Below are 18,067 nucleotides of genomic sequence, written 5' to 3' on the forward strand. Positions count from 1 at the left end.
GATTGAAATGGCGCGTCCAGGTGCTGGGCGCGTTTAAGACTGCTTGGAGGTCGAATTGGACAAGAACATGAAAATCCTCATCGTTGATGACTTCTCAACGATGCGGCGGATCATAAAAAACCTGTTGCGTGACCTTGGGTTCACTAACACGGTCGAGGCGGATGACGGCATTACGGCGATTCCGATCCTCAACAGCGGGAGCATCGACTTTCTGGTAACGGACTGGAACATGCCGGGCATGACCGGTATCGACTTGCTGCGCCACGTACGTGCTGACGAAAAGCTGCGCGGCCTGCCTGTGCTGATGGTGACCGCCGAAGCCAAGCGTGAGCAGATCATCGAAGCCGCCCAAGCTGGGGTAAACGGTTACGTGGTCAAGCCATTCACTGCATTGGCCTTGAAAGAGAAGATTGAAAAAATCTTCGACCGCATCGGTCATTGATGCTGCCACGGGGGAGCTATGGAGCATAAAGAATCATCGCAGGCCGACTTCGAGTCGACCCTGAAAAAGCATGCTCACCAGTTGGTCGAAAGCCTTGAAAAAGGTCAGTTCGGCGACGCGGTGCAGTTGATCCATGAGCTCAACCAGACCCGTGATCGCGGCCTGTACCAGGAAGTGGGCAAGCTCACACGCGAGCTGCACAGTGCGATCGTCAATTTCCAGATTGACCCACACATGCCCCAGGCTGAGGAAATCTCGCAGATCACTGATGCCACCGAACGCCTGTCCTATGTGGTCAGGCTGACTGAGGCAGCGGCCAACCGCACCATGGACCTGGTGGAAAACGCCACGCCTCTGGTCAACGGTATGGCCAACGAAGCCCAGGCCCTGAGCAACGACTGGGGCCGTTTCATGCGCCGCGAAGTCGGCGCTGAAGAGTTTCGTGAGTTGGCGCGTCGGGTCGAAGGGTTCTTGTCACGCAGCGAGCAGGAAAACCGCACGGTTTCCAGCAACCTCAACGACATTCTGCTCGCCCAGGATTACCAGGACCTCACCGGTCAGGTGATCAAGCGTGTGACCCAGTTGGTCACCGAAGTGGAAAGCAACTTGCTCAAATTGGTGCTTATGGCAGGCCAGGTTGACCGTTTTGCCGGCATTGAACATGACCGCGAAGCGATCCTCTCGGAAAAAGATCCAAAAAAACATCTCGCCAAGGGTGAAGGTCCGCAGATTCATGCCGATAAACGTGAAGACGTTGTATCGGGTCAAGATGATGTTGATGACCTGTTATCCAGTTTAGGCTTCTAAGGAGCACCCACATGAGCTTCGGCGCCGATGAAGAAATCCTTCAGGATTTCCTTGTAGAGGCCGGCGAAATTTTAGAGCAGTTGTCCGAGCAACTGGTCGAGCTGGAAAGCCGACCAGATGATGCGAACCTGCTCAATGCAATTTTTCGCGGTTTTCACACTGTAAAAGGGGGCGCCGGCTTCCTCCAGCTCCATGAGCTGGTGGAATGCTGCCACATTGCCGAGAACGTGTTCGACATCCTGCGCAAGGGTGAGCGTCACGTTGATTCGGAATTGATGGACGTGATTCTCGAAGCACTGGATGCAGTCAACGGCATGTTCAGCGAAGTCCGCGAACGTGCCCCGATCACCGCGGCCACTCCGGAACTGTTGGCTGCGCTGGCACGTTATGCGGAGCCCGCCGACCTGTCGGCTGCGCCGGTAGCAGAAGCAGCACCCGAGCCAGTGGCTGAGGCCGAGCCGGATGTGACCGACAGCGAATTCGAGCAGTTGCTTAACTCCCTCAGTGCCGTGAAGGCCGAGGCAGAAGCACCGGCTGCGGCTGTTGCCGCGCCAACCAGCGAAGACATCACTGACGCTGAGTTCGAATCCCTGCTTGACCAGTTGCATGGCAAAGGCCAGTTCGCGGCCGACGCCGTGACACCTGCCGCTGTGTCGGAAGCGCCGGCAGCACCGACCGCCAATGCCAACACCGATATCACCGACGACGAATTCGAAGCGTTGCTCGACCAACTGCACGGCAAGGGCACCTTCGTGGCCGACGCCTTGCCGGAAGTCGCCGCCACGGCCGCAGCGCCTGCCGCGGCCAGTGCAGCACCGGCCGGCGACGGCCTGATCTCCGATCATGAGTTCGAATCGCTGCTGGACGAACTGCACGGCAAGGGCAAGTTCAGCGAAGTGGCCCCAGCGGCGACGGTTGCCACGGCTGCTCCGGTTGCCGCCAAAGCTGCAGCGCCTGCCCCTGCACCAGCGGCCAAACCTGCGCCGGCTGCCGCACCTGCTCCGGCACGTGCCGCCGCCGCACCGGTTGCAGATAAACCCGCCAGTGAAGCCGAAACCACCGTGCGCGTTGATACCGCACGCCTGGACGACATCATGAACATGGTCGGCGAACTGGTACTGGTGCGTAACCGCCTGGTGCGCTTGGGCCTGAGCAGCGGCGATGAAGCCATGCAAAAGGCCGTGTCGAACCTCGACGTGGTGACCGCCGACCTGCAGACCGCCGTGATGAAAACCCGGATGCAGCCGATCAAGAAAGTCTTCGGCCGCTTCCCGCGCCTGGTTCGTGACCTGGCACGCCAGTTGAAGAAAGAAATCAACCTGGAACTGGTGGGTGAAGAAACCGACCTCGACAAGAACCTTGTCGAGGCCCTGGCCGACCCGCTGGTCCACTTGGTGCGCAACGCTGTCGACCACGGTGTGGAAACCCCGGAAGAACGCGAAGCCTCGGGCAAGTCCCGCAACGGCAAAGTGATCCTGGCGGCGGAGCAAGAGGGCGACCACATCCTGTTGTCGATCACTGACGACGGCAAGGGCATGGACCCGGCGATATTGCGCAATATCGCGGTCAAGCGTGGCGTGATGGACAAGGACGCCGCCGACCGCCTGACCGATAGCGAGTGCTACAACCTGATCTTCGCCCCGGGCTTCTCGACCAAGACCGAGATTTCCGACGTGTCCGGCCGTGGCGTCGGCATGGACGTGGTGAAGACCAAGATCAGCCAGCTCAACGGCTCGATCAACATCTACTCGACCAAGGGCCAGGGCTCGAAGATCGTCATCAAGGTGCCGTTGACCTTGGCGATCATGCCGACCCTGATGGTGATGCTGGGCAACCAGGCCTTCGCTTTCCCGCTGGTCAACGTCAACGAGATCTTCCACCTCGACCTGTCGCGCACCAATGTGGTGGACGGCCAGGAAGTGGTGATCGTGCGCGACAAGGCATTGCCACTGTTCTACCTCAAGCGCTGGCTGGTGGCATCGGCCAAGCATGAAGAGCAGCGCGAAGGCCATGTGGTGATTCTTTCGGTGGGCACCCAGCGCATCGGCTTCGTGGTCGATCAACTGGTGGGCCAGGAAGAAGTGGTCATCAAGCCTTTGGGCAAAATGCTGCAGGGAACCCCGGGCATGTCGGGTGCGACCATTACCGGTGACGGCCGGATCGCGCTGATTCTCGATGTTCCGAGCATGCTCAAGCGTTACGCCGCTCGGCGTATTTGATTCTGGTGGGGCAGGGCGGTAGTGCCCGCCCCGCCTAACGGAGTGTTTATGGCAGTCAAGGTCCTGGTGGTGGACGATTCGGGTTTCTTCCGTCGCCGCGTCTCGGAAATTCTTTCCGCCGATCCAAGCATCCAGGTGGTCGGTACGGCCACCAACGGCAAAGAGGCGATTGATCAAGCCATTGCGTTGAAACCGGACGTGATCACCATGGACTACGAGATGCCAATGATGGATGGCATCACGGCAGTCCGGCACATCATGCAACGTTGCCCGACCCCGGTGTTGATGTTCTCCTCGCTGACTCACGAAGGCGCCCGGGTCACCCTGGATGCGCTGGACGCCGGCGCGGTGGATTTTCTGCCGAAGAATTTCGAAGACATCTCGCGCAACCCCGAGAAGGTCAAGCAGATGCTGTGCGAGAAGGTGCACAGCATCTCGCGCAGTAACCGTCGTAGCCTGTTCAGTGCGCCTGCGCCAGCACCCGTTGCTGCGCCTGCTGCTCCCACCAGTTCTTCGTATAGTCGCCCGGCGCCTGCGCCGGTTGCACGGCCTGCGGCGCCGCCGGTACGTACGGCTGCACCTGCGGCGGCGTATTCGCCTGCACCCAAGCGCAAAGCCTATAAGTTGGTCGCCATCGGTACGTCCACGGGCGGCCCGGTTGCCCTGCAACGCGTATTGACCCAGTTGCCGGCCAACTTCCCGGCGCCGATCGTGCTGATCCAGCACATGCCCGCTGCGTTCACCAAGGCCTTTGCCGAGCGCCTGGACAAACTGTGCCGCATCAGCGTCAAGGAAGCCGAGGATGGCGACATCCTGCGTCCGGGTCTGGCGCTGCTGGCGCCGGGTGGCAAGCAGATGATGGTGGACGGCCGTGGCGCGATCAAAATCCTGCCGGGTGACGAGCGCCTGAACTACAAGCCATGCGTGGATATCACCTTCGGATCGGCGGCCAAGTCCTACGGCGACAAAGTTCTGGCGGTGGTGCTCACCGGCATGGGCGCCGACGGCCGTGAAGGCGCGCGCCTGCTCAAGCAAGGCGGCAGCGCCATCTGGGCCCAGGACGAAGCCAGCTGCGTGATCTACGGCATGCCCATGGCCATCGTCAAGGCCGACCTGGCTGACGCTGTCTACAGCCTGGACGACATCGGCAAGCATCTGGTGGAGGCCTGCCTCTGATGGATGTCCTGAGCCTGATCGGCATCATCATGGCGTTTGTCGCGATCATTGGCGGCAACTACCTTGAAGGCGGCCACCTCGGCGCCCTGGCCAACGGCCCGGCGGCGCTGATCGTGATCGGTGGCACCGTGGGTGCTGCGTTGTTGCAATCGCCCCTGAGCTCGTTCAAGCGTGCCATGCAGATTCTGGTGTGGATCATCTTCCCGCCACGTGTCGACCTGCCGGGCGGCATCGACCGTGTAGTCAACTGGAGTCTCACCGCGCGCAAGGAAGGCCTGCTGGGGCTGGAAGGCGTGGCCGATGCCGAGCCGGACAGCTACGCGCGCAAAGGCCTGCAATTGCTGGTGGACGGGGCCGAGCCGGAAGCGATCCGCAGCATCCTGGAAGTGGATTTTTATACCCAGGAAAGCCGCGACATCAACGCCGCCAAAGTCTTTGAAAGCATGGGCGGTTATGCGCCGACCATCGGCATCATCGGTGCGGTGATGGGCCTGATCCACGTGATGGGCAACCTGGCCGACCCTTCGCAACTGGGCAGCGGTATTGCCGTGGCGTTTGTCGCCACCATCTACGGCGTAGCCAGTGCCAACCTGGTGTTGTTGCCGGTGGCGAGCAAACTCAAGTCGATCGCCATGCGCCAGTCGCGTTACCGCGAAATGTTGCTGGAAGGTATTTTGTCGATTGCCGAGGGCGAGAACCCGCGCTCCATCGAATTGAAGCTCCAGGGCTTCATGGATTGATGGGAGGTATGCATTGTGAGCCGTCGCCGTCGCGAGCCTGAAGAACACGTCAACCATGAGCGGTGGCTGGTGTCCTACGCGGACTTCATTACCCTGCTGTTCGCCTTTTTCGTGGTGATGTACTCCATCTCGTCGATCAACGAAGGCAAGTACAAGGTCATTTCCCAGGCCTTGATCGGCGTGTTCAACGACGCCGATCGCTCGCTCAAGGCCATTCCCATCGGCGAGGAGCGACCCAAGACCGTGACCCCGGCCAAGCCGCTGGTCAACGACAGCGATGAAACCGCTGCCGGGGTGGGTGGCACCAGTGATCCGCTGAAAAGCATCGCCGATGACATCAGCGCAGCGTTTGGCGACCTGATCAGTTCCAACCAGATGACCGTGCGCGGCAACGAGTTGTGGGTGGAGATCGAGCTCAATTCCAGCCTGCTGTTTGCCAGCGCCGACGCGTTGCCGAGCGACCAGGCGTTTACCATCATCGACAAGGTGGCGGCGATCCTCAAGCCGTTTGAAAACCCGATCCATGTCGAAGGCTTCACCGACAATTTCCCGATCAGCACCGCGCAGTACCCGACCAACTGGGAGCTGTCCTCGGCGCGCGCTTCAAGCATCGTGCGCATGTTGGCGATGCAGGGCATAAACCCTGGACGCCTGGCGTCGGTGGGCTATGGCGAGTTCCAGCCGGTGGCCAATAACGCGACGGCAGAGGGCCGCGCGAAGAACCGTCGGGTGGTGCTGGTGGTGTCGCGCAACCTGGATGTGCGTCGCAGCCTGACTGGCACCGGCACCGCCAATGCAACACCGGATGCGGCCTTGAAGCGGGCTGGCACACAAACTGCACCGCCCCCTGTAAAACCGCCGGTTCGTCAGAGCGCCGTCAATTCTCCGTCGCCGGCTCAATAACCCTATGCAATGTCTCGGTCGCGCCTGTGCCTGCCGGGAGGAACCAACCGAATGAGAGTCTGGGCAGTTGCCAATCAAAAAGGTGGAGTCGGCAAGACCACCACTTCTATCGCCTTAGCCGGCTTGCTGGCCGAGGCGGGCAAGCGCGTGGTTGTGGTGGACCTGGACCCCCATGGCTCCATGACCAGCTATTTCGGCTATGACCCGGACGCGCTGGAACACAGCAACTACGACCTGTTCCTGCACAAAGGCAGCGTACCGGCCGATTTGCCTGGGCAACTGCTGCTGCCCACCAGTAACGAAAGCATTTCCCTGCTGCCGTCCAGCACCGCCCTCGCCACCCTTGAGCGCCAGTCGCCGGGGCAGAGCGGGTTGGGTCTGGTGATCGCCAAGACCCTGGCGCAACTGTGGCAGGACTTCGACTACGCGATCATCGACAGCCCGCCGCTGCTTGGGGTGTTGATGGTCAATGCCTTGGCGGCGAGCCAGCAGTTGGTGATCCCGGTGCAAACCGAGCACTTGGCCGTCAAAGGCCTGGAGCGCATGGTCAGCACCCTGGCGATGATCAACCGTTCGCGCAAACAGGCGCTGCCGTTCAGCATCGTGCCGACCTTGTTCGACCGGCGTACCCAGGCCTCCCTCGGCACCCTGCGCGTGTTGCGCGATGCCTACCCGGACACCATCTGGAACGGCTACATCCCGGTGGACACGCGCCTGCGTGACGCCAGCCGTGCCGGCCTCGCGCCGTCGCAATTCGACTCGAAAAGCCGCGGCGTACTGGCCTACCGTGCGTTGCTCAAGCACCTGCTGTCGCAGCAACTTGTGGCGCAGGTGGCGTGATGAACCGTCCCGTAGAACTCAAGACCCGGCCGCAACTGGCACTGGAATCCTACCTGGATGCCTTGTTGCAGGATGCGACCGCGCAAGAATTTCCGGAACCGATCCTGGTACTGGAACCGGCTGTTGAACCAGAAGCCGTACTGGATGAATTCCAGTTGGCGGTGTTGGAAGAGCAAGCCCGGGATGCGCGAAGCGTGGTGCCGATGACACCGCAGGTGGCGCCGGTGGTGGTTGCCCCTGCCGTGGTCGAGCCAGTGGTGGAAGTGCACCTGCCGCCGAGCATCACGCCGCCGCCGGTGGCCGGTGATGACCGCCCGAGCTGGGCTGCCGAACCGTTCGAGTGCCTGCTGTTCGACGTCGCCGGCTTGACCCTGGCAGTTCCGCTGGTGTGCCTGGGCTCGATCTACTCCCTGGAGGGTCAGGAGCTGACGCCGTTGTTCGGGCAACCGGAGTGGTTTCTTGGCATCCTGCCCAGCCAGGCCGGCAACCTGAAAGTCCTGGACACCGCGCGCTGGGTGATGCCCGACCGCTACCGCGACGACTTCCGCCAAGGCTTGCAATACGTGATCTCGGTGCAGGGCTACGAGTGGGGGTTGGCGGTGCATCAAGTCAGCCGCTCGTTGCGCCTGGACCCGAACGAAATCAAATGGCGCAGCCACCGAGGCCAACGGCCTTGGCTGGCGGGCACCGTGATCGAACATATGTGCGCGTTGCTCGACGTCGCCGAACTGGCCGAGTTGATCGCCAGCGGTGCCGTTAAGGCGATGCCAGTGAACAAACGCAGTTGATTGGACAATAAGGGCCGCACGCGCGTGCGGCCAATAGAAGTACACACGCCGCCTACATCGGCATTTGAAGGGGTCAGAGATATGAACAAGTCAGCGTCCGCACAAGGTTTGGATGATCCGATCCTGCAATGGGTTACCTTCAAACTGGACAACGAAACCTACGGTATTAACGTGATGCGCGTGCAGGAAGTGCTGCGCTACACCGAGATCGCTCCGGTTCCCGGTGCGCCAAGCTATGTGCTGGGCATCATCAACCTGCGCGGCAACGTGGTGACGGTGATCGACACCCGCCAGCGTTTTGGCCTGGGCACGGTCGAAGTCAGCGACAACACGCGTATCGTCATCATCGAAGCCGACAAGCAAGTGGTCGGGATCATGGTCGACAGCGTCGCGGAAGTGGTCTACCTGCGCCAATCGGAAGTGGAAACCGCGCCGAACGTGGGCAACGAGGAATCGGCCAAGTTCATCCAGGGCGTGTGCAACAAGAACAACGAACTGTTGATTCTGGTTGAGCTGGACAAGATGATGAGCGAAGAAGAATGGTCGGAACTGGAGAGCATCTGATTGTTCCTTGAAGCTGCGGTGATCGTCCTGGCCCTGTTGTGGGCCGGGACCTTGGCGTTTCTGTTGCGCTATGTGCGTCAGCAGCGCGAATGGTTGTTGCAGCAGGCTGAGCGTGATGCTGTGCGTGACCGGCGCGTGCTTGAGTTGGTGAAGCGGGTCGATCATTACCAGCAGAGTGCGGTGAGGGTGGGGGATGAGGTGCATGAACTGCGCGCGATTCTTGCGCCGTTGCCGGACAAGCTGGCGCAGATCGAGCAGCGGGATCCTTCGAGTCTTTCGTTTGCCCAGGCTGCCAAGCTGGTGGGGATGGGGGCTACGGTGGATGAGCTGACGCAGTCGTGTGGGTTGACTCAGGCTGAGGCGCAATTGATGAGCAAGTTGCATAAGAGCTGATTGAGTACATATCCATTATTTGGGTAACGGCTGCTATTGGTTCCGCCCCAACACTCGGCACCTCGCCTCGCCTCGGCTCGGTGTGGTGCCCTCACTCCAAAGCCTGCGTTCGGCCAGCGTGTTTGACGGGGCGCCTTAGATCACAAGCAGAAGCGCGGCGGCCTAGTAGCCGACCGGTTTCTGGAAGCCGGTCTCAGTTTCAAATGTGGGAGCGGGCTTGCTCGCGAAGGCGGCGTGTCAGCGATTACATCGCTAACTGATCCACCGCTTTCGCGAGCAAGCCCGCTCCCACAATTTAGATCTCCTATATCAGGTAGATATCAATCTGCTCTGGCTCTGGCTTTGTTTATGATCTTTGGCGGCCCCCCAAATCACTGTCGGATTACGGGCACACCGAGTGTTGGGGCTCTTTTCCAAAAGTGACCCGCCGTAAGGGCGGAACCCTAAGCAGCCGTTACCCAAAAAACGGATATGTACTCAATCATCCAATTATTTTCCCATTCGATGGCTTTTTTCTCCTTGCCAAAGGTCCACATCTTCCGAGCACCTTTGAATCCAGGAGTAACCCACCCATGACCACCCCCAAAGCCCTGTTGATCCTCCACGGCAAGCAAGCCCTCAACGAGGACGTACGCTCCGCCGTGCAGGCCCGGCGCGAGCAGGGTGGGGAGCTGGCCGTGCGGGTCACCTGGGAAGGTGGCGATGCCCAACGTCTGGTCAGCGAAGCCCTGGCCGACGGCTACACCCACATCATTGCCGGCGGCGGCGACGGTACCTTGCGTGATGTGGCCGAAGCCATGGCCCAGGCCAAGACTGACGCCAGCCTGGTGTTGATGCCCCTGGGCACCGCCAACGACTTCGCCAAGGCTGCCGGTGTGCCGCTGGAACCCGCCCAGGCCCTGGCACTGCTGGATGTGCCGCCAAGGGCCATTGACCTTGGCCAGGTCGGCGGGCAAATCTTCCTCAACATGGCCACCGGCGGTTTCGGCAGCCAAGTCACGGCCAATACCTCTGAAGACTTGAAGAAGGTCCTGGGCGGCGCCGCCTACCTGTTCACGGGTTTGACGCGGTTCAGCGAGCTAAAGGCTGCCTACGCCGAGCTGGACGGCCCCGACTTCCATTGGAAAGGCGAGTTGCTCGCCCTGGGCATCGGCAACGGTCGCCAGGCGGGCGGTGGGCATGAGCTATGTCCAGGCGCCATGGCCGATGATGGCTTGCTGGATGTCAGCATCCTGCCCGCGCCTCAGGAAGTGGTCGGTACTCTGCGAGAACTGATGAGCAATGGCTGGGGCCTGGACACCATGTTTGTGCGGGCGCGCCTGCCATGGGTGAATATCAAGGTCGCGCAGGGCCTGTACATCAACCTGGATGGCGAGCCGCTGGAGGGCGATGACCTGCACTTCGAGGCCTTGCCCAAGGCCTTGCGTGTGCACCTGCCGGTGGATTCGCCGTTAGTCGTCCAGGCTGATGATCTGCTCGCGCACCGCAAATAACACCAGGCCCGCCACGTCGAAAATCTGCAGGCGCTTCATGATCTGCGAGCGGTGCGCTTCCACGGTCTTGATGCTCAGGCCCAGGCCGTGGGCGATTTCCCGGGTAGACTTGCCGCGTACGATCAGGCGCAGAATTTCCAGCTGCCGCGCCGTGAGGTTGTGGCTATGACCCGCGGGCGGGGTTGGACCCTGGCTGCGCACCAGCGCCTGGTTGATCACCGTGTGGGCAATCGCCGGGCTCAGATAGCGCTCGTTGTTGCGCAGAGCCAGGAGCGCGTGTTCCAGCTCATTGGCGGTGGTGTCCTTGAGCAGGTAGCCGTGGGCGCCGGATTCCAGCGCGCACATGATCAGTTCCGGGTCGGTGTGCATCGACAGGATCAGCACGCGGCTCTTGGGGTAGGCGCGCTTGAGTTGCTGCAGGGCATCCAGGCCGCCGGTGTGTTTCATCGACAGGTCCAGCAGCACGATATCGGGCAACAGGGCGCTGAACCGCTCCAGTAATTGCGCGCCATCGCTGGCTTCGCCGACCACCGTGTAACCAGGAATGTCCTGGACCAGCGCGCGTACGCCGGCCCGGATCAGTGCATGGTCATCCACCAGGAGTAATGTGCAGGTCACTCGAGAACCTTAGGGGAACTGGCCCGTTCGAGGGCGCGGGGCGCCCAGGGGAAAAGCGCGTCGATCCGTGTCCCTTTGCCTGGCTGGCTGCTGACGGATAATGAACCGCCAAGCTGATCAATCCGCTCTGACATACCGGCCATACCTCGTTGGCCTTCCAGGCCCGGGTCGATGGCTGGCGAAAAGCCCTGGCCGTCATCGCTGATAAACAGTGACAGGCCCTCAGGCAGGCGTTGCAGGCGTACCAGCAGATTGCGCGCCTGGGCGTGGCGCAGCATGTTGGTCACCGCTTCCTGGGTAATGCGAAAGGCTGCCACGGCCATTTCTTCCGGGATGCCGGTCAGCCGTTGCTGGCATTCCAGGCTCCAGCACACCTGCGTGTTTTCAAGGGTTTTGAGCAGGTGCGCCCGCAGGCTGGCTTCCAGGCCCAGGCTGGCCAACTGGCGCGGGTTGAGGATGGCGGAGACGTCACGCACCTTGGCCAGGGTTTCATTGAGGGTGTTGCACAGCACCGTGCACTGGCTTTGTAGGTCTTCGGGCAGGCGGCGCTTGAGCCATTCGCTTTGCAGCTTGGCGGCAGTGAGCAGTTGGCCGATGTCGTCATGCAGTTCGCGACTGAGGCGGTGGCGTTCGTTTTCCTGCACTTGCAACAGGCGATCGGCCAGTTCCTGGGGCTGGAACTTGATGGCTTTGCGCGAGTGCCACTGTTGCAGGCCGACCACCACCAGTGTGGTCAGGTTGAGCATCACCAGCAGCGGCAAGGCCGCGGAAAAATGGTAGGCCCACAGGCTCAGCAGCAGCGAGCCAAGGCACAGCGCGAGGATCAAACGGCGTGCATTGCTGCGGGACGCGGACCTTGCGATGAGTGTCTTGAGGGAGGCGTACATAGCGGATGGAGCCAATGAAGGTTCGCTGCGGAAAGTCCGGTCACGGCGGCTGACAGGGCTCTGTTTGGACCGTGTAATCGAATCGTTTTTATGCATGATGAAGTTGAGTCACTTCGAGTGGGGCATAGTACCACCACTATTACCGTTGGTCGCCTGGTGCCGTGCCAGGCAAGGGGTATTAACTGCGCAAATGCTCCGGGCGGTATTCCCAGAGTTCATGGAGTAGGGGCGTTATATTATTTCTGTTTGTTTGTATCGTTATTACCGTTAATGGCTAATTGATATCTTTTTCTGCGCAACGAAATGCCCTTGAATTAATGGGGATGTCGTTTTCAGATAACTTCCGGTTAAACACGACCTGATATTCGCTCAAGACGCGTGGTGCATCCGCTGCTGCGGTTTATAGCTGAAGTCTTTTTGCGGAATCTGTAGCGTGACAGTAGCAATCAGGGTTGCTTGCTCACTCTCATCCATACCCAGTTCGCCGGTGCGGGCATCGATCAGTTCAAGCTGCCATGCCAGTAGCGTCAGGCACGCGTGCAAGGCATCCAGCGCCTGATCATGCAGTTGCATCGGGCTGGCAGCATTGGCAATCAGGTAGTGGATATGCCGGGAAAATTCGCTGATCGCCTGCAGGGCCAGGTTGTCAGCCTTCTCGGCCAGTTTCGTCAGGCTGGCCTTCATGCACTCGATGGCATCGCTGTCGTCGCGGATCAGGTGCAGATGGCTCAAGCACTCTTGCGACTTGGCCAGCAGGGTTTCTGCTTCAAGCAAAAATTCAGGAAGAGTTGTCTGCCATTCATTTGCGCTGTTCATCATACAAGTCTCCGCAACATAAGGTCGGGTGATGAGATGTCGCACCGGGTGAATGGCTTAAAAGTAGCGCTGAAATATGACTGGGATCTGTAGGTTGCTTCTGAATTGTCAGTAGGAAGATTATTAGAGTGACGGCGAGGGCTGTGCGCGGCCGTCATGAACGGGGTCAATTGCACACCTTCAATTGCCGACATTTGAATGTCTAGAAGGCCTGTGGGCCGAGGGCTTGGGATGGCAAACAAAAGCCTGACTCCATTCATGCATTGAGAATGGCGTCACATTAATGGCTATTAGATATTGCGAATATCAGGTTGGGCCTGATTGTGCATAGGGGAATCCCTTACATGGCGGAACCTTGCACCGAATTGAATGTCGTGCACCGTCGCCGTGCCGCTCTCTGGAGAGGCCAGCGCAGTAAACCATGATGTCAGTGTGACATCAATGGATTTACGTGGCATTTTACAAGGGTCAAGGTCTGGCGCTTGCCGCCGATAACAAGCTGTAAGTGAGCTGCACAACCTTTAGCGCATCAGGAGCATTTAATGGCCGGCATTCTCGACACGGTAGATCAACGCACGCAACTGGTGGGTGAGAATCGCCTGGAAATCCTCATGTTCCGCCTTTTCGGGCGTCAGTTGTTCGCGATCAACGTGTTCAAGGTGCAGGAAGTCCTGCAACTGCCCAAGTTGACCTTGATGCCGCAGCGCCACCCGTTCGTCTGTGGCGTGGTCAACCTGCGGGGCCAGACCCTGCCGGTGATTGACCTGTCCCAGGCCATTGGGATGCGCCCGCTGGTGCCGGGCCCCAACAGTACGATTATCGTCACCGAGTACAACCGCTCGGTGCAGGCGTTCCTGGTGGGCGGCGTGGACCGCATCGTCAACATGAACTGGGAAGCCATCCTGCCGCCACCGACCAGTGCCGGTCGCCAGCATTACCTCACGGCCATCAGCAAGGTCGACGACCAGTTGGTGGAAATCATCGACGTGGAAAAAGTCCTGGCCGAGATCGTGCCGTACAACGCCAAGGTCTCCCGTGAAAAACTCGAAGATCCGGTGCTGGAGCGTGCCCGTGGCCGCGAAGTGCTGCTGGTGGACGATTCCAACGTGGCCCTCTCGCAACTGCGCGACACACTCGGCCAGTTGGGGGTGAAGATGCACATCGCCAGCGACGGTCTCAAGGCGCTGAACATGCTCAAGGCCTGGGCCGACAGCGGCCAGGTGATGACCGACAAGCTGCTGATGATCTTCACCGACGCCGAAATGCCTGAGATGGACGGCTACCGCCTCACCACGGAGATCCGCAACGACCCGCGTCTGCGTGGCTTGTATGTGGTGCTGCACACCTCGCTGTCGGGCAGTTTCAACGATTCGATGGTGAAGAAGGTCGGCTGCGACAACTTCCTGTCCAAATTCCAGCCCGACAAGCTGGTGGATGTGGTGCGTCAGCGTCTGATGCTGGACGAAGTGCCCGCTTGACCTTAGGGTGATGGCTTTGTCCCTCAGGAATGCAGGCTCATGCTTCGTCTCAGCGCGTTGTACCGTTACCCCTTGAAGTCCGGCAAGGCCGAAATACTGCAGCACGTCGGCCTGGATAAACTCGGGGTGGACGGGGACCGACGCTGGATGCTGGTGGATGAAGCCAGTGGACGTTTCCTCACGCAGCGTGCCGTGGCAAAGATGAGCCAACTGTCGGCGTTGTGGAACCGCAGCGGCGGCCTCACCTTGAGTTCGCCGGGTTACACGCCGCTGGACGTGGCGCTGCCCGGCAGCGACGCCGAGTTGCGGGGTGTGACGATCTGGCGCGACACCTTGCGCGTGCCGGACGCGGGCGACGCGGCGGCCGCGTGGGTCAGCGATTTCATCGGCAAACCGACGCGCCTGGTGCAAATCCCCCTCGAACGCGCCCGCACCACTCAGGCCGGTTACGGCAAGGACGACGACCAGGTCGCGTTTGCCGACGGTTACCCGCTGCTGGTGATCGGTCAGGCGTCACTGGACGACCTTTCACAGCGCATCGGCCGCCCCATGGACATGTTGCGCTTTCGGCCCAACCTGGTCATTGAGGGCAGCGCAGCCTTCGCCGAAGATGGCTGGAAACGCTTGCGAATCGGCGACGTGGAGTTTCGTGCGGTCAAGCCGTGCTCGCGCTGCATCCTCACCACCATCGACCCGCAGACTGGCGAGCGCAGCGCTGACCGCGAACCTTTCGCCACGCTTGAGGCATATCGCAAGACCGAAGCCGGCGCGATTTTCGGCCAGAACCTGGTCAACGACGGTATCGGGCGCCTGGAAGTCGGGATGCCGGTGACGATCCTGGAGTAACTTTCCTCACGCATAAAAAAAGCCCGTCTCCTGCGAGACGGGCTTTTTTTTGCTTCCGGGAAACCCTTAGCCGCGGTATTCGCACAGGTAAGCGGTGTCCACGGCGACCTTCAGCTGGAACTTGCTGTTGGCGGGCACGTTGAACTGGCTGCCGGCGGCGAAGGTTTCCCACTCGCTGGCATCAGGCAGTTTGACGGTCAGGGCGCCAGACACCACGTGCATGATTTCACGCTGGGCGGTGCCGAACTCGTATTCGCCGGGGGCCATTACGCCGATCGTCGCCGGACCTTCTGCGGTGCCGAAAGCGATCGACTTGACGGTGCCGTCGAAGTACTCGTTGACTTTGAACATGGGCGATTCCTCGGAAAAGGGGTTGATGCTTTTATTGTAGGAGCGAGCTTGCTCGCGAAGAACGCCCAGGCACCGCGTTTAATCAGATTACCCGCTTTAGCGTTGACGTTCTTCGCGAGCAAGCTCGCTCCTACAGGTAAGCATCACCAAAAAGGGCGTCCAGTATGCCCAAGGCCAGAGGAGCTGCCTAGACCGGCAAAATCAACGGCAGCAGGCGCGCGGTGTTGCGTGCATCCTCCAGCGCCCGATGCTGTTGGCCATGGAACTGCATCCCCGCCAATTGCAGGGCGCCGTTGAGCCCCAGGGGCTTGTCCAGCCGCCTGGCCTTGGCGAAGCGCTGCTTGAGGTTCAGGTGGGGCGTGGTCGCGAGTGCGCTGGACAGGCCGTGGCGCTGCCATTCGAGCTCCAGTTGCTTACGATCGTAATCACCCCAGCTGGCCCAGCCTTCCAGGCGCGGCTGATGCTGGCCCAGCCAGCGCTCGAATAGCGGCCACACCTCGGTCATCGGCGCCGCGCCATCAATGTTTGCCTGGGTGATGTGGGTCAGTTGGCGACAAAAGGGCGTTAGCAATGGCCGGCGCAGCGGCCGCACAAAGCGCTGGAAGTGATCCAGTTCGCGGCCCTGGCGGTTGACCAGGCTCGCGCCGATCTCGATGACTTCCATCTCCGTCACGGGCCAGCCGCCTTCATCCGTTGTGGCTTCAAGGTCAATAATCAGCCAATGAGGCATCGTGCAGGTTCCCGTACTCTTCCCTTTCTGATGGGGATAGAGCGTAGCCCGCCCCTGTAGTTCCGCCTAGGGGCTAGACGATCTCCAGTAAAACTTGACGATTGCGCACCTGATCACCGGCGATTACTTGCACGCCCTTGATCACACCGTCGATACCGGCCGTCAACGGATGCTCCATTTTCATGGCTTCGAGCACCAGCAACAGTTGGCCTTTGGTCACGCTGTCGCCGGCGCTGACCCGCACATCGACAATTGCACCGTCCATCGGCGCCTTGACCGTGCCGCTGCTGACGTTGGCCTGGCGGCTGGCGACTTGCTGGGTGCGGTCAGTCACCGTGAGGCCAGGTAGCCACAGTTGGTTGCCGACGAGGTGATAGGCGGTGCGGCGGCGGATGCCATTGAACACGTGGTTGGCGTGGCGGCCGTCGGTGGTGAGAGGCAGGGGGGCAGCGTTGACGGTGTGGGTGTCGCCGTTGACCTCCAGGCGATAGGTGCAGGGTGCGCTGGTGTTGTTGCGCCATCCCGCCAGGCCTTGGGGATGCTGGTTGGCGCTGTGCTGGTAAAACAGTGCGGCGGCCAGGGCAAGGTGTTCTGCTGACGGCGTCAGGGGCTGGATTTCGCTGAAGTGCTCAGCAATAAATCCGGTACTGAAATCGCCGCCGACAAAGTCCGGATGCTTGAGCAGATCAACCAGCAACGGCTGATTGGTGGTGACCCCGAGCAGCACCGTATCTTCCACCGCCCGTAGCAATTTGCGTCGCGCCTCTTCGCGGGTCGCGCCATAGGCAATGATTTTGCCCAGCATCGGGTCGTAGAACGGGCTGATGCGTTGGCCTTCCGTCACTCCATGGTCGATACGCACGCCAGCGGCCGGATCCCAGCGCAACACCTCACCGGTTTGCGGCAGGAAACCCTGGGCCGGGTCTTCGGCGTACAGGCGCACTTCCATGGCGTGGCCGTTGAGGGAGACGTCCGGCTGTGTCAGCGGCAATGGTTGGCCGGCGGCGATTTGCAACTGCCAGTCCACCAGGTCGAGGCCGGTGATCAGTTCGGTCACCGGGTGTTCCACTTGCAGACGCGTGTTCATTTCCAGGAAGTAGAATCGGCCGTTGCGGTCGAGCAGGAATTCCACGGTGCCGGCGCCGACGTAGTTCACCGCACGCCCGGCGTTCAAAGCGGCTTCGCCCATGGCCTGGCGCAGTTCGGGCGTCATGACCGGGCAGGGGGCTTCCTCGATGATTTTCTGATGGCGGCGTTGGATCGAGCAGTCGCGCTCGCCGAGGTAAATGAGGTGGCCGTGGCTGTCGCCGAACAGCTGGATTTCGACGTGGCGCGGGTCGATCAGGGCTTGTTCGAGGATCAGTTCGCCGCTGCCGAAGGCGTTTTTGGCCTCTGAGCGGGCGGTGTGCAGGTTGTCCAGCAGCTCTTCCGGGTGCTGGACGAGGCGCATGCCGCGACCGCCACCGCCGGCGCTGGCTTTGATCATCAAGGGGTAGCCGATGGCGTCGGCTTCCCGTTGCAGGGTGCTGTCGTCCTGGGCGCTGCCTTGGTAACCGGCGATGCACGGCACGCCCGCGTCGAGCATGGCGAGTTTGGACAGGCGTTTGCTGCCCATCAGTTCGATGGCTTCGGGGCTGGGGCCGATGAAGGTCAGGCCGGCTTGTTGGCAGGCGCGGGCGAAGTCGGGGTTTTCGGAGAGGAAGCCGTAGCCGGGGTGGATGGCATCGGCGCTGGTGACTCTGGCAGCGTTGAGGATGGCGTCGATATTGAGGTATGACTGTTGGACCGGGGCGGGGCCGATGTGCACGGCTTCGTCGGCCATCTGTACGTGCAGGGCCTGGGCGTCGGCATCGCTGTAGACCGCCACCGTGCGATAGCCAAGGGCCTGGGCGGTGCGCTGGATGCGGCAGGCGATTTCACCGCGGTTGGCGATCAGGATTTTGCTGAATGCGGGCATGGGTGTATCCCTTGGCTGA

Annotated in this window: 19 protein-coding genes and 1 pseudogene; 13 read left to right on the forward strand and 7 right to left on the reverse strand. The window is 60.8% G+C overall.

All coding sequences use genetic code 11. The features are described from left to right. Positions 1-67: 67 nt before the first annotated feature. From AC4PS7_RS11160 to yegS, 11 genes are all read left to right on the forward strand, one after another. Complete coding sequence (locus AC4PS7_RS11160) at positions 68-442, forward strand: chemotaxis response regulator CheY (RefSeq protein ID WP_162098512.1); 375 nt, start codon at positions 68-70, stop codon at positions 440-442. 18 nt (positions 443-460) lie between these two features. Then, on the forward strand, positions 461-1,249 hold the full coding sequence (locus AC4PS7_RS11165; RefSeq protein ID WP_010208772.1) for a protein phosphatase CheZ: 789 nt from the start codon (positions 461-463) through the stop codon (positions 1,247-1,249). Positions 1,250-1,260: 11 nt separating this feature from the next. Continuing rightward, positions 1,261-3,468 (forward strand): chemotaxis protein CheA, encoded by a 2,208-nt coding sequence (locus AC4PS7_RS11170; protein ID WP_010208773.1) that lies wholly within the window; start codon positions 1,261-1,263, stop codon positions 3,466-3,468. A 48-nt stretch (positions 3,469-3,516) separates the two neighbouring features. Beyond that, positions 3,517-4,644, forward strand: a complete 1,128-nt coding sequence (locus AC4PS7_RS11175) for a protein-glutamate methylesterase/protein-glutamine glutaminase (RefSeq protein ID WP_010208774.1) — start codon at positions 3,517-3,519, stop codon at positions 4,642-4,644. Then, entirely contained in the window at positions 4,644-5,384 is a 741-nt protein-coding gene (locus AC4PS7_RS11180; RefSeq protein ID WP_010208778.1) for a flagellar motor protein, read from the forward strand. Before AC4PS7_RS11175 ends, AC4PS7_RS11180 begins: the two co-directional genes overlap by 1 nt. 15 nt (positions 5,385-5,399) lie before the next feature. Beyond that, the gene (gene motD, locus AC4PS7_RS11185) at positions 5,400-6,287 is read left to right on the forward strand and encodes a flagellar motor protein MotD (RefSeq protein WP_010208779.1); all 888 of its coding nucleotides are present in this window, start codon (positions 5,400-5,402) and stop codon (positions 6,285-6,287) included. Positions 6,288-6,338: 51 nt separating this feature from the next. Further along, positions 6,339-7,127 carry a ParA family protein gene (locus AC4PS7_RS11190; RefSeq protein ID WP_010208781.1) on the forward strand — a complete coding sequence of 263 codons (789 nt, stop codon included), beginning with the start codon at positions 6,339-6,341 and terminating at the stop codon, positions 7,125-7,127. Then, positions 7,127-7,915 (forward strand): CheW domain-containing protein, encoded by a 789-nt coding sequence (locus AC4PS7_RS11195; RefSeq protein ID WP_010208784.1) that lies wholly within the window; start codon positions 7,127-7,129, stop codon positions 7,913-7,915. The genes AC4PS7_RS11190 and AC4PS7_RS11195 overlap by 1 nt, the downstream gene beginning before the upstream one ends. A gap of 81 nt (positions 7,916-7,996) precedes the next feature. Then, positions 7,997-8,479, forward strand: coding sequence for a chemotaxis protein CheW (locus tag AC4PS7_RS11200; RefSeq protein ID WP_010208785.1), 483 nt, complete (start codon positions 7,997-7,999; stop codon positions 8,477-8,479). Next, positions 8,480-8,872 (forward strand): DUF2802 domain-containing protein, encoded by a 393-nt coding sequence (locus AC4PS7_RS11205; RefSeq protein WP_010208786.1) that lies wholly within the window; start codon positions 8,480-8,482, stop codon positions 8,870-8,872. Between the two features lie 572 nt (positions 8,873-9,444). Continuing rightward, complete coding sequence (yegS, locus tag AC4PS7_RS11210; RefSeq protein WP_010208787.1) at positions 9,445-10,365, forward strand: lipid kinase YegS; 921 nt, start codon at positions 9,445-9,447, stop codon at positions 10,363-10,365. Here the strand turns inward: yegS and AC4PS7_RS11215 are convergent. The 3 genes from AC4PS7_RS11215 to AC4PS7_RS11225 form a co-directional block, all read right to left on the reverse strand. Beyond that, positions 10,324-10,983, reverse strand: coding sequence for a response regulator transcription factor (locus AC4PS7_RS11215; protein ID WP_010208790.1), 660 nt, complete (start codon positions 10,981-10,983; stop codon positions 10,324-10,326). The two genes, yegS and AC4PS7_RS11215, sit on opposite strands and share 42 nt — an antisense overlap. Continuing rightward, positions 10,980-11,870 (reverse strand): sensor histidine kinase, encoded by an 891-nt coding sequence (locus AC4PS7_RS11220; RefSeq protein ID WP_069673210.1) that lies wholly within the window; start codon positions 11,868-11,870, stop codon positions 10,980-10,982. Before AC4PS7_RS11220 ends, AC4PS7_RS11215 begins: the two co-directional genes overlap by 4 nt. 369 nt (positions 11,871-12,239) lie before the next feature. Further along, entirely contained in the window at positions 12,240-12,689 is a 450-nt protein-coding gene (locus tag AC4PS7_RS11225) for a hypothetical protein (protein ID WP_021490826.1), read from the reverse strand. A gap of 539 nt (positions 12,690-13,228) precedes the next feature. Here AC4PS7_RS11225 and AC4PS7_RS11230 point away from each other — a divergent pair. Both AC4PS7_RS11230 and AC4PS7_RS11235 read left to right on the forward strand, forming a co-directional pair. Next, the gene (locus AC4PS7_RS11230; RefSeq protein ID WP_010208794.1) at positions 13,229-14,164 is read left to right on the forward strand and encodes a chemotaxis protein CheV; all 936 of its coding nucleotides are present in this window, start codon (positions 13,229-13,231) and stop codon (positions 14,162-14,164) included. Between the two features lie 39 nt (positions 14,165-14,203). Further along, on the forward strand, positions 14,204-15,010 hold the full coding sequence (locus tag AC4PS7_RS11235) for an MOSC domain-containing protein (protein ID WP_010208795.1): 807 nt from the start codon (positions 14,204-14,206) through the stop codon (positions 15,008-15,010). A gap of 66 nt (positions 15,011-15,076) precedes the next feature. Here AC4PS7_RS11235 and ppnP read toward each other — a convergent pair whose 3' ends face one another. The 4 genes and pseudogenes from ppnP to AC4PS7_RS11255 form a co-directional block, all read right to left on the reverse strand. Then, the gene (gene ppnP, locus AC4PS7_RS11240) at positions 15,077-15,361 is read right to left on the reverse strand and encodes a pyrimidine/purine nucleoside phosphorylase (RefSeq protein WP_010208796.1); all 285 of its coding nucleotides are present in this window, start codon (positions 15,359-15,361) and stop codon (positions 15,077-15,079) included. A gap of 32 nt (positions 15,362-15,393) precedes the next feature. Further along, a pseudogene (locus tag AC4PS7_RS11245) lies at positions 15,394-15,483 on the reverse strand (outer membrane lipoprotein carrier protein LolA); the annotation flags it as partial. 65 nt (positions 15,484-15,548) lie between these two features. Continuing rightward, positions 15,549-16,091 carry a 3'-5' exonuclease gene (locus tag AC4PS7_RS11250; protein ID WP_021490825.1) on the reverse strand — a complete coding sequence of 181 codons (543 nt, stop codon included), beginning with the start codon at positions 16,089-16,091 and terminating at the stop codon, positions 15,549-15,551. A gap of 73 nt (positions 16,092-16,164) precedes the next feature. Beyond that, positions 16,165-18,048, reverse strand: coding sequence for an acetyl-CoA carboxylase biotin carboxylase subunit (locus AC4PS7_RS11255; protein ID WP_042571860.1), 1,884 nt, complete (start codon positions 18,046-18,048; stop codon positions 16,165-16,167). Positions 18,049-18,067: the final 19 nt, after the last annotated feature.

Source organism: Pseudomonas sp. DW-iso3 (assembly GCF_058725305.1).

What these genes read in the sequence shown, in the direction of transcription:
- AC4PS7_RS11190 (WP_010208781.1), top strand. Translation starts at nt 6,339, where the DNA reads ATGAGAGTCTGGGCAGTTGCCAATCAAAAAGGTGGAGTCGGCAAGACC.
- AC4PS7_RS11225 (WP_021490826.1), bottom strand. Translation starts at nt 12,689, where the DNA reads ATGATGAACAGCGCAAATGAATGGCAGACAACTCTTCCTGAATTTTTG.
- ppnP (WP_010208796.1), bottom strand. Translation starts at nt 15,361, where the DNA reads ATGTTCAAAGTCAACGAGTACTTCGACGGCACCGTCAAGTCGATCGCT.
- AC4PS7_RS11175 (WP_010208774.1), top strand. Translation starts at nt 3,517, where the DNA reads ATGGCAGTCAAGGTCCTGGTGGTGGACGATTCGGGTTTCTTCCGTCGC.
- AC4PS7_RS11235 (WP_010208795.1), top strand. Translation starts at nt 14,204, where the DNA reads ATGCTTCGTCTCAGCGCGTTGTACCGTTACCCCTTGAAGTCCGGCAAG.
- AC4PS7_RS11165 (WP_010208772.1), top strand. Translation starts at nt 461, where the DNA reads ATGGAGCATAAAGAATCATCGCAGGCCGACTTCGAGTCGACCCTGAAA.
- yegS (WP_010208787.1), top strand. Translation starts at nt 9,445, where the DNA reads ATGACCACCCCCAAAGCCCTGTTGATCCTCCACGGCAAGCAAGCCCTC.
- AC4PS7_RS11160 (WP_162098512.1), top strand. Translation starts at nt 68, where the DNA reads ATGAAAATCCTCATCGTTGATGACTTCTCAACGATGCGGCGGATCATA.
- AC4PS7_RS11180 (WP_010208778.1), top strand. Translation starts at nt 4,644, where the DNA reads ATGGATGTCCTGAGCCTGATCGGCATCATCATGGCGTTTGTCGCGATC.
- AC4PS7_RS11230 (WP_010208794.1), top strand. Translation starts at nt 13,229, where the DNA reads ATGGCCGGCATTCTCGACACGGTAGATCAACGCACGCAACTGGTGGGT.
- AC4PS7_RS11170 (WP_010208773.1), top strand. Translation starts at nt 1,261, where the DNA reads ATGAGCTTCGGCGCCGATGAAGAAATCCTTCAGGATTTCCTTGTAGAG.
- AC4PS7_RS11250 (WP_021490825.1), bottom strand. Translation starts at nt 16,091, where the DNA reads ATGCCTCATTGGCTGATTATTGACCTTGAAGCCACAACGGATGAAGGC.
- AC4PS7_RS11220 (WP_069673210.1), bottom strand. Translation starts at nt 11,870, where the DNA reads ATGTACGCCTCCCTCAAGACACTCATCGCAAGGTCCGCGTCCCGCAGC.
- AC4PS7_RS11200 (WP_010208785.1), top strand. Translation starts at nt 7,997, where the DNA reads ATGAACAAGTCAGCGTCCGCACAAGGTTTGGATGATCCGATCCTGCAA.
- AC4PS7_RS11195 (WP_010208784.1), top strand. Translation starts at nt 7,127, where the DNA reads ATGAACCGTCCCGTAGAACTCAAGACCCGGCCGCAACTGGCACTGGAA.
- AC4PS7_RS11255 (WP_042571860.1), bottom strand. Translation starts at nt 18,048, where the DNA reads ATGCCCGCATTCAGCAAAATCCTGATCGCCAACCGCGGTGAAATCGCC.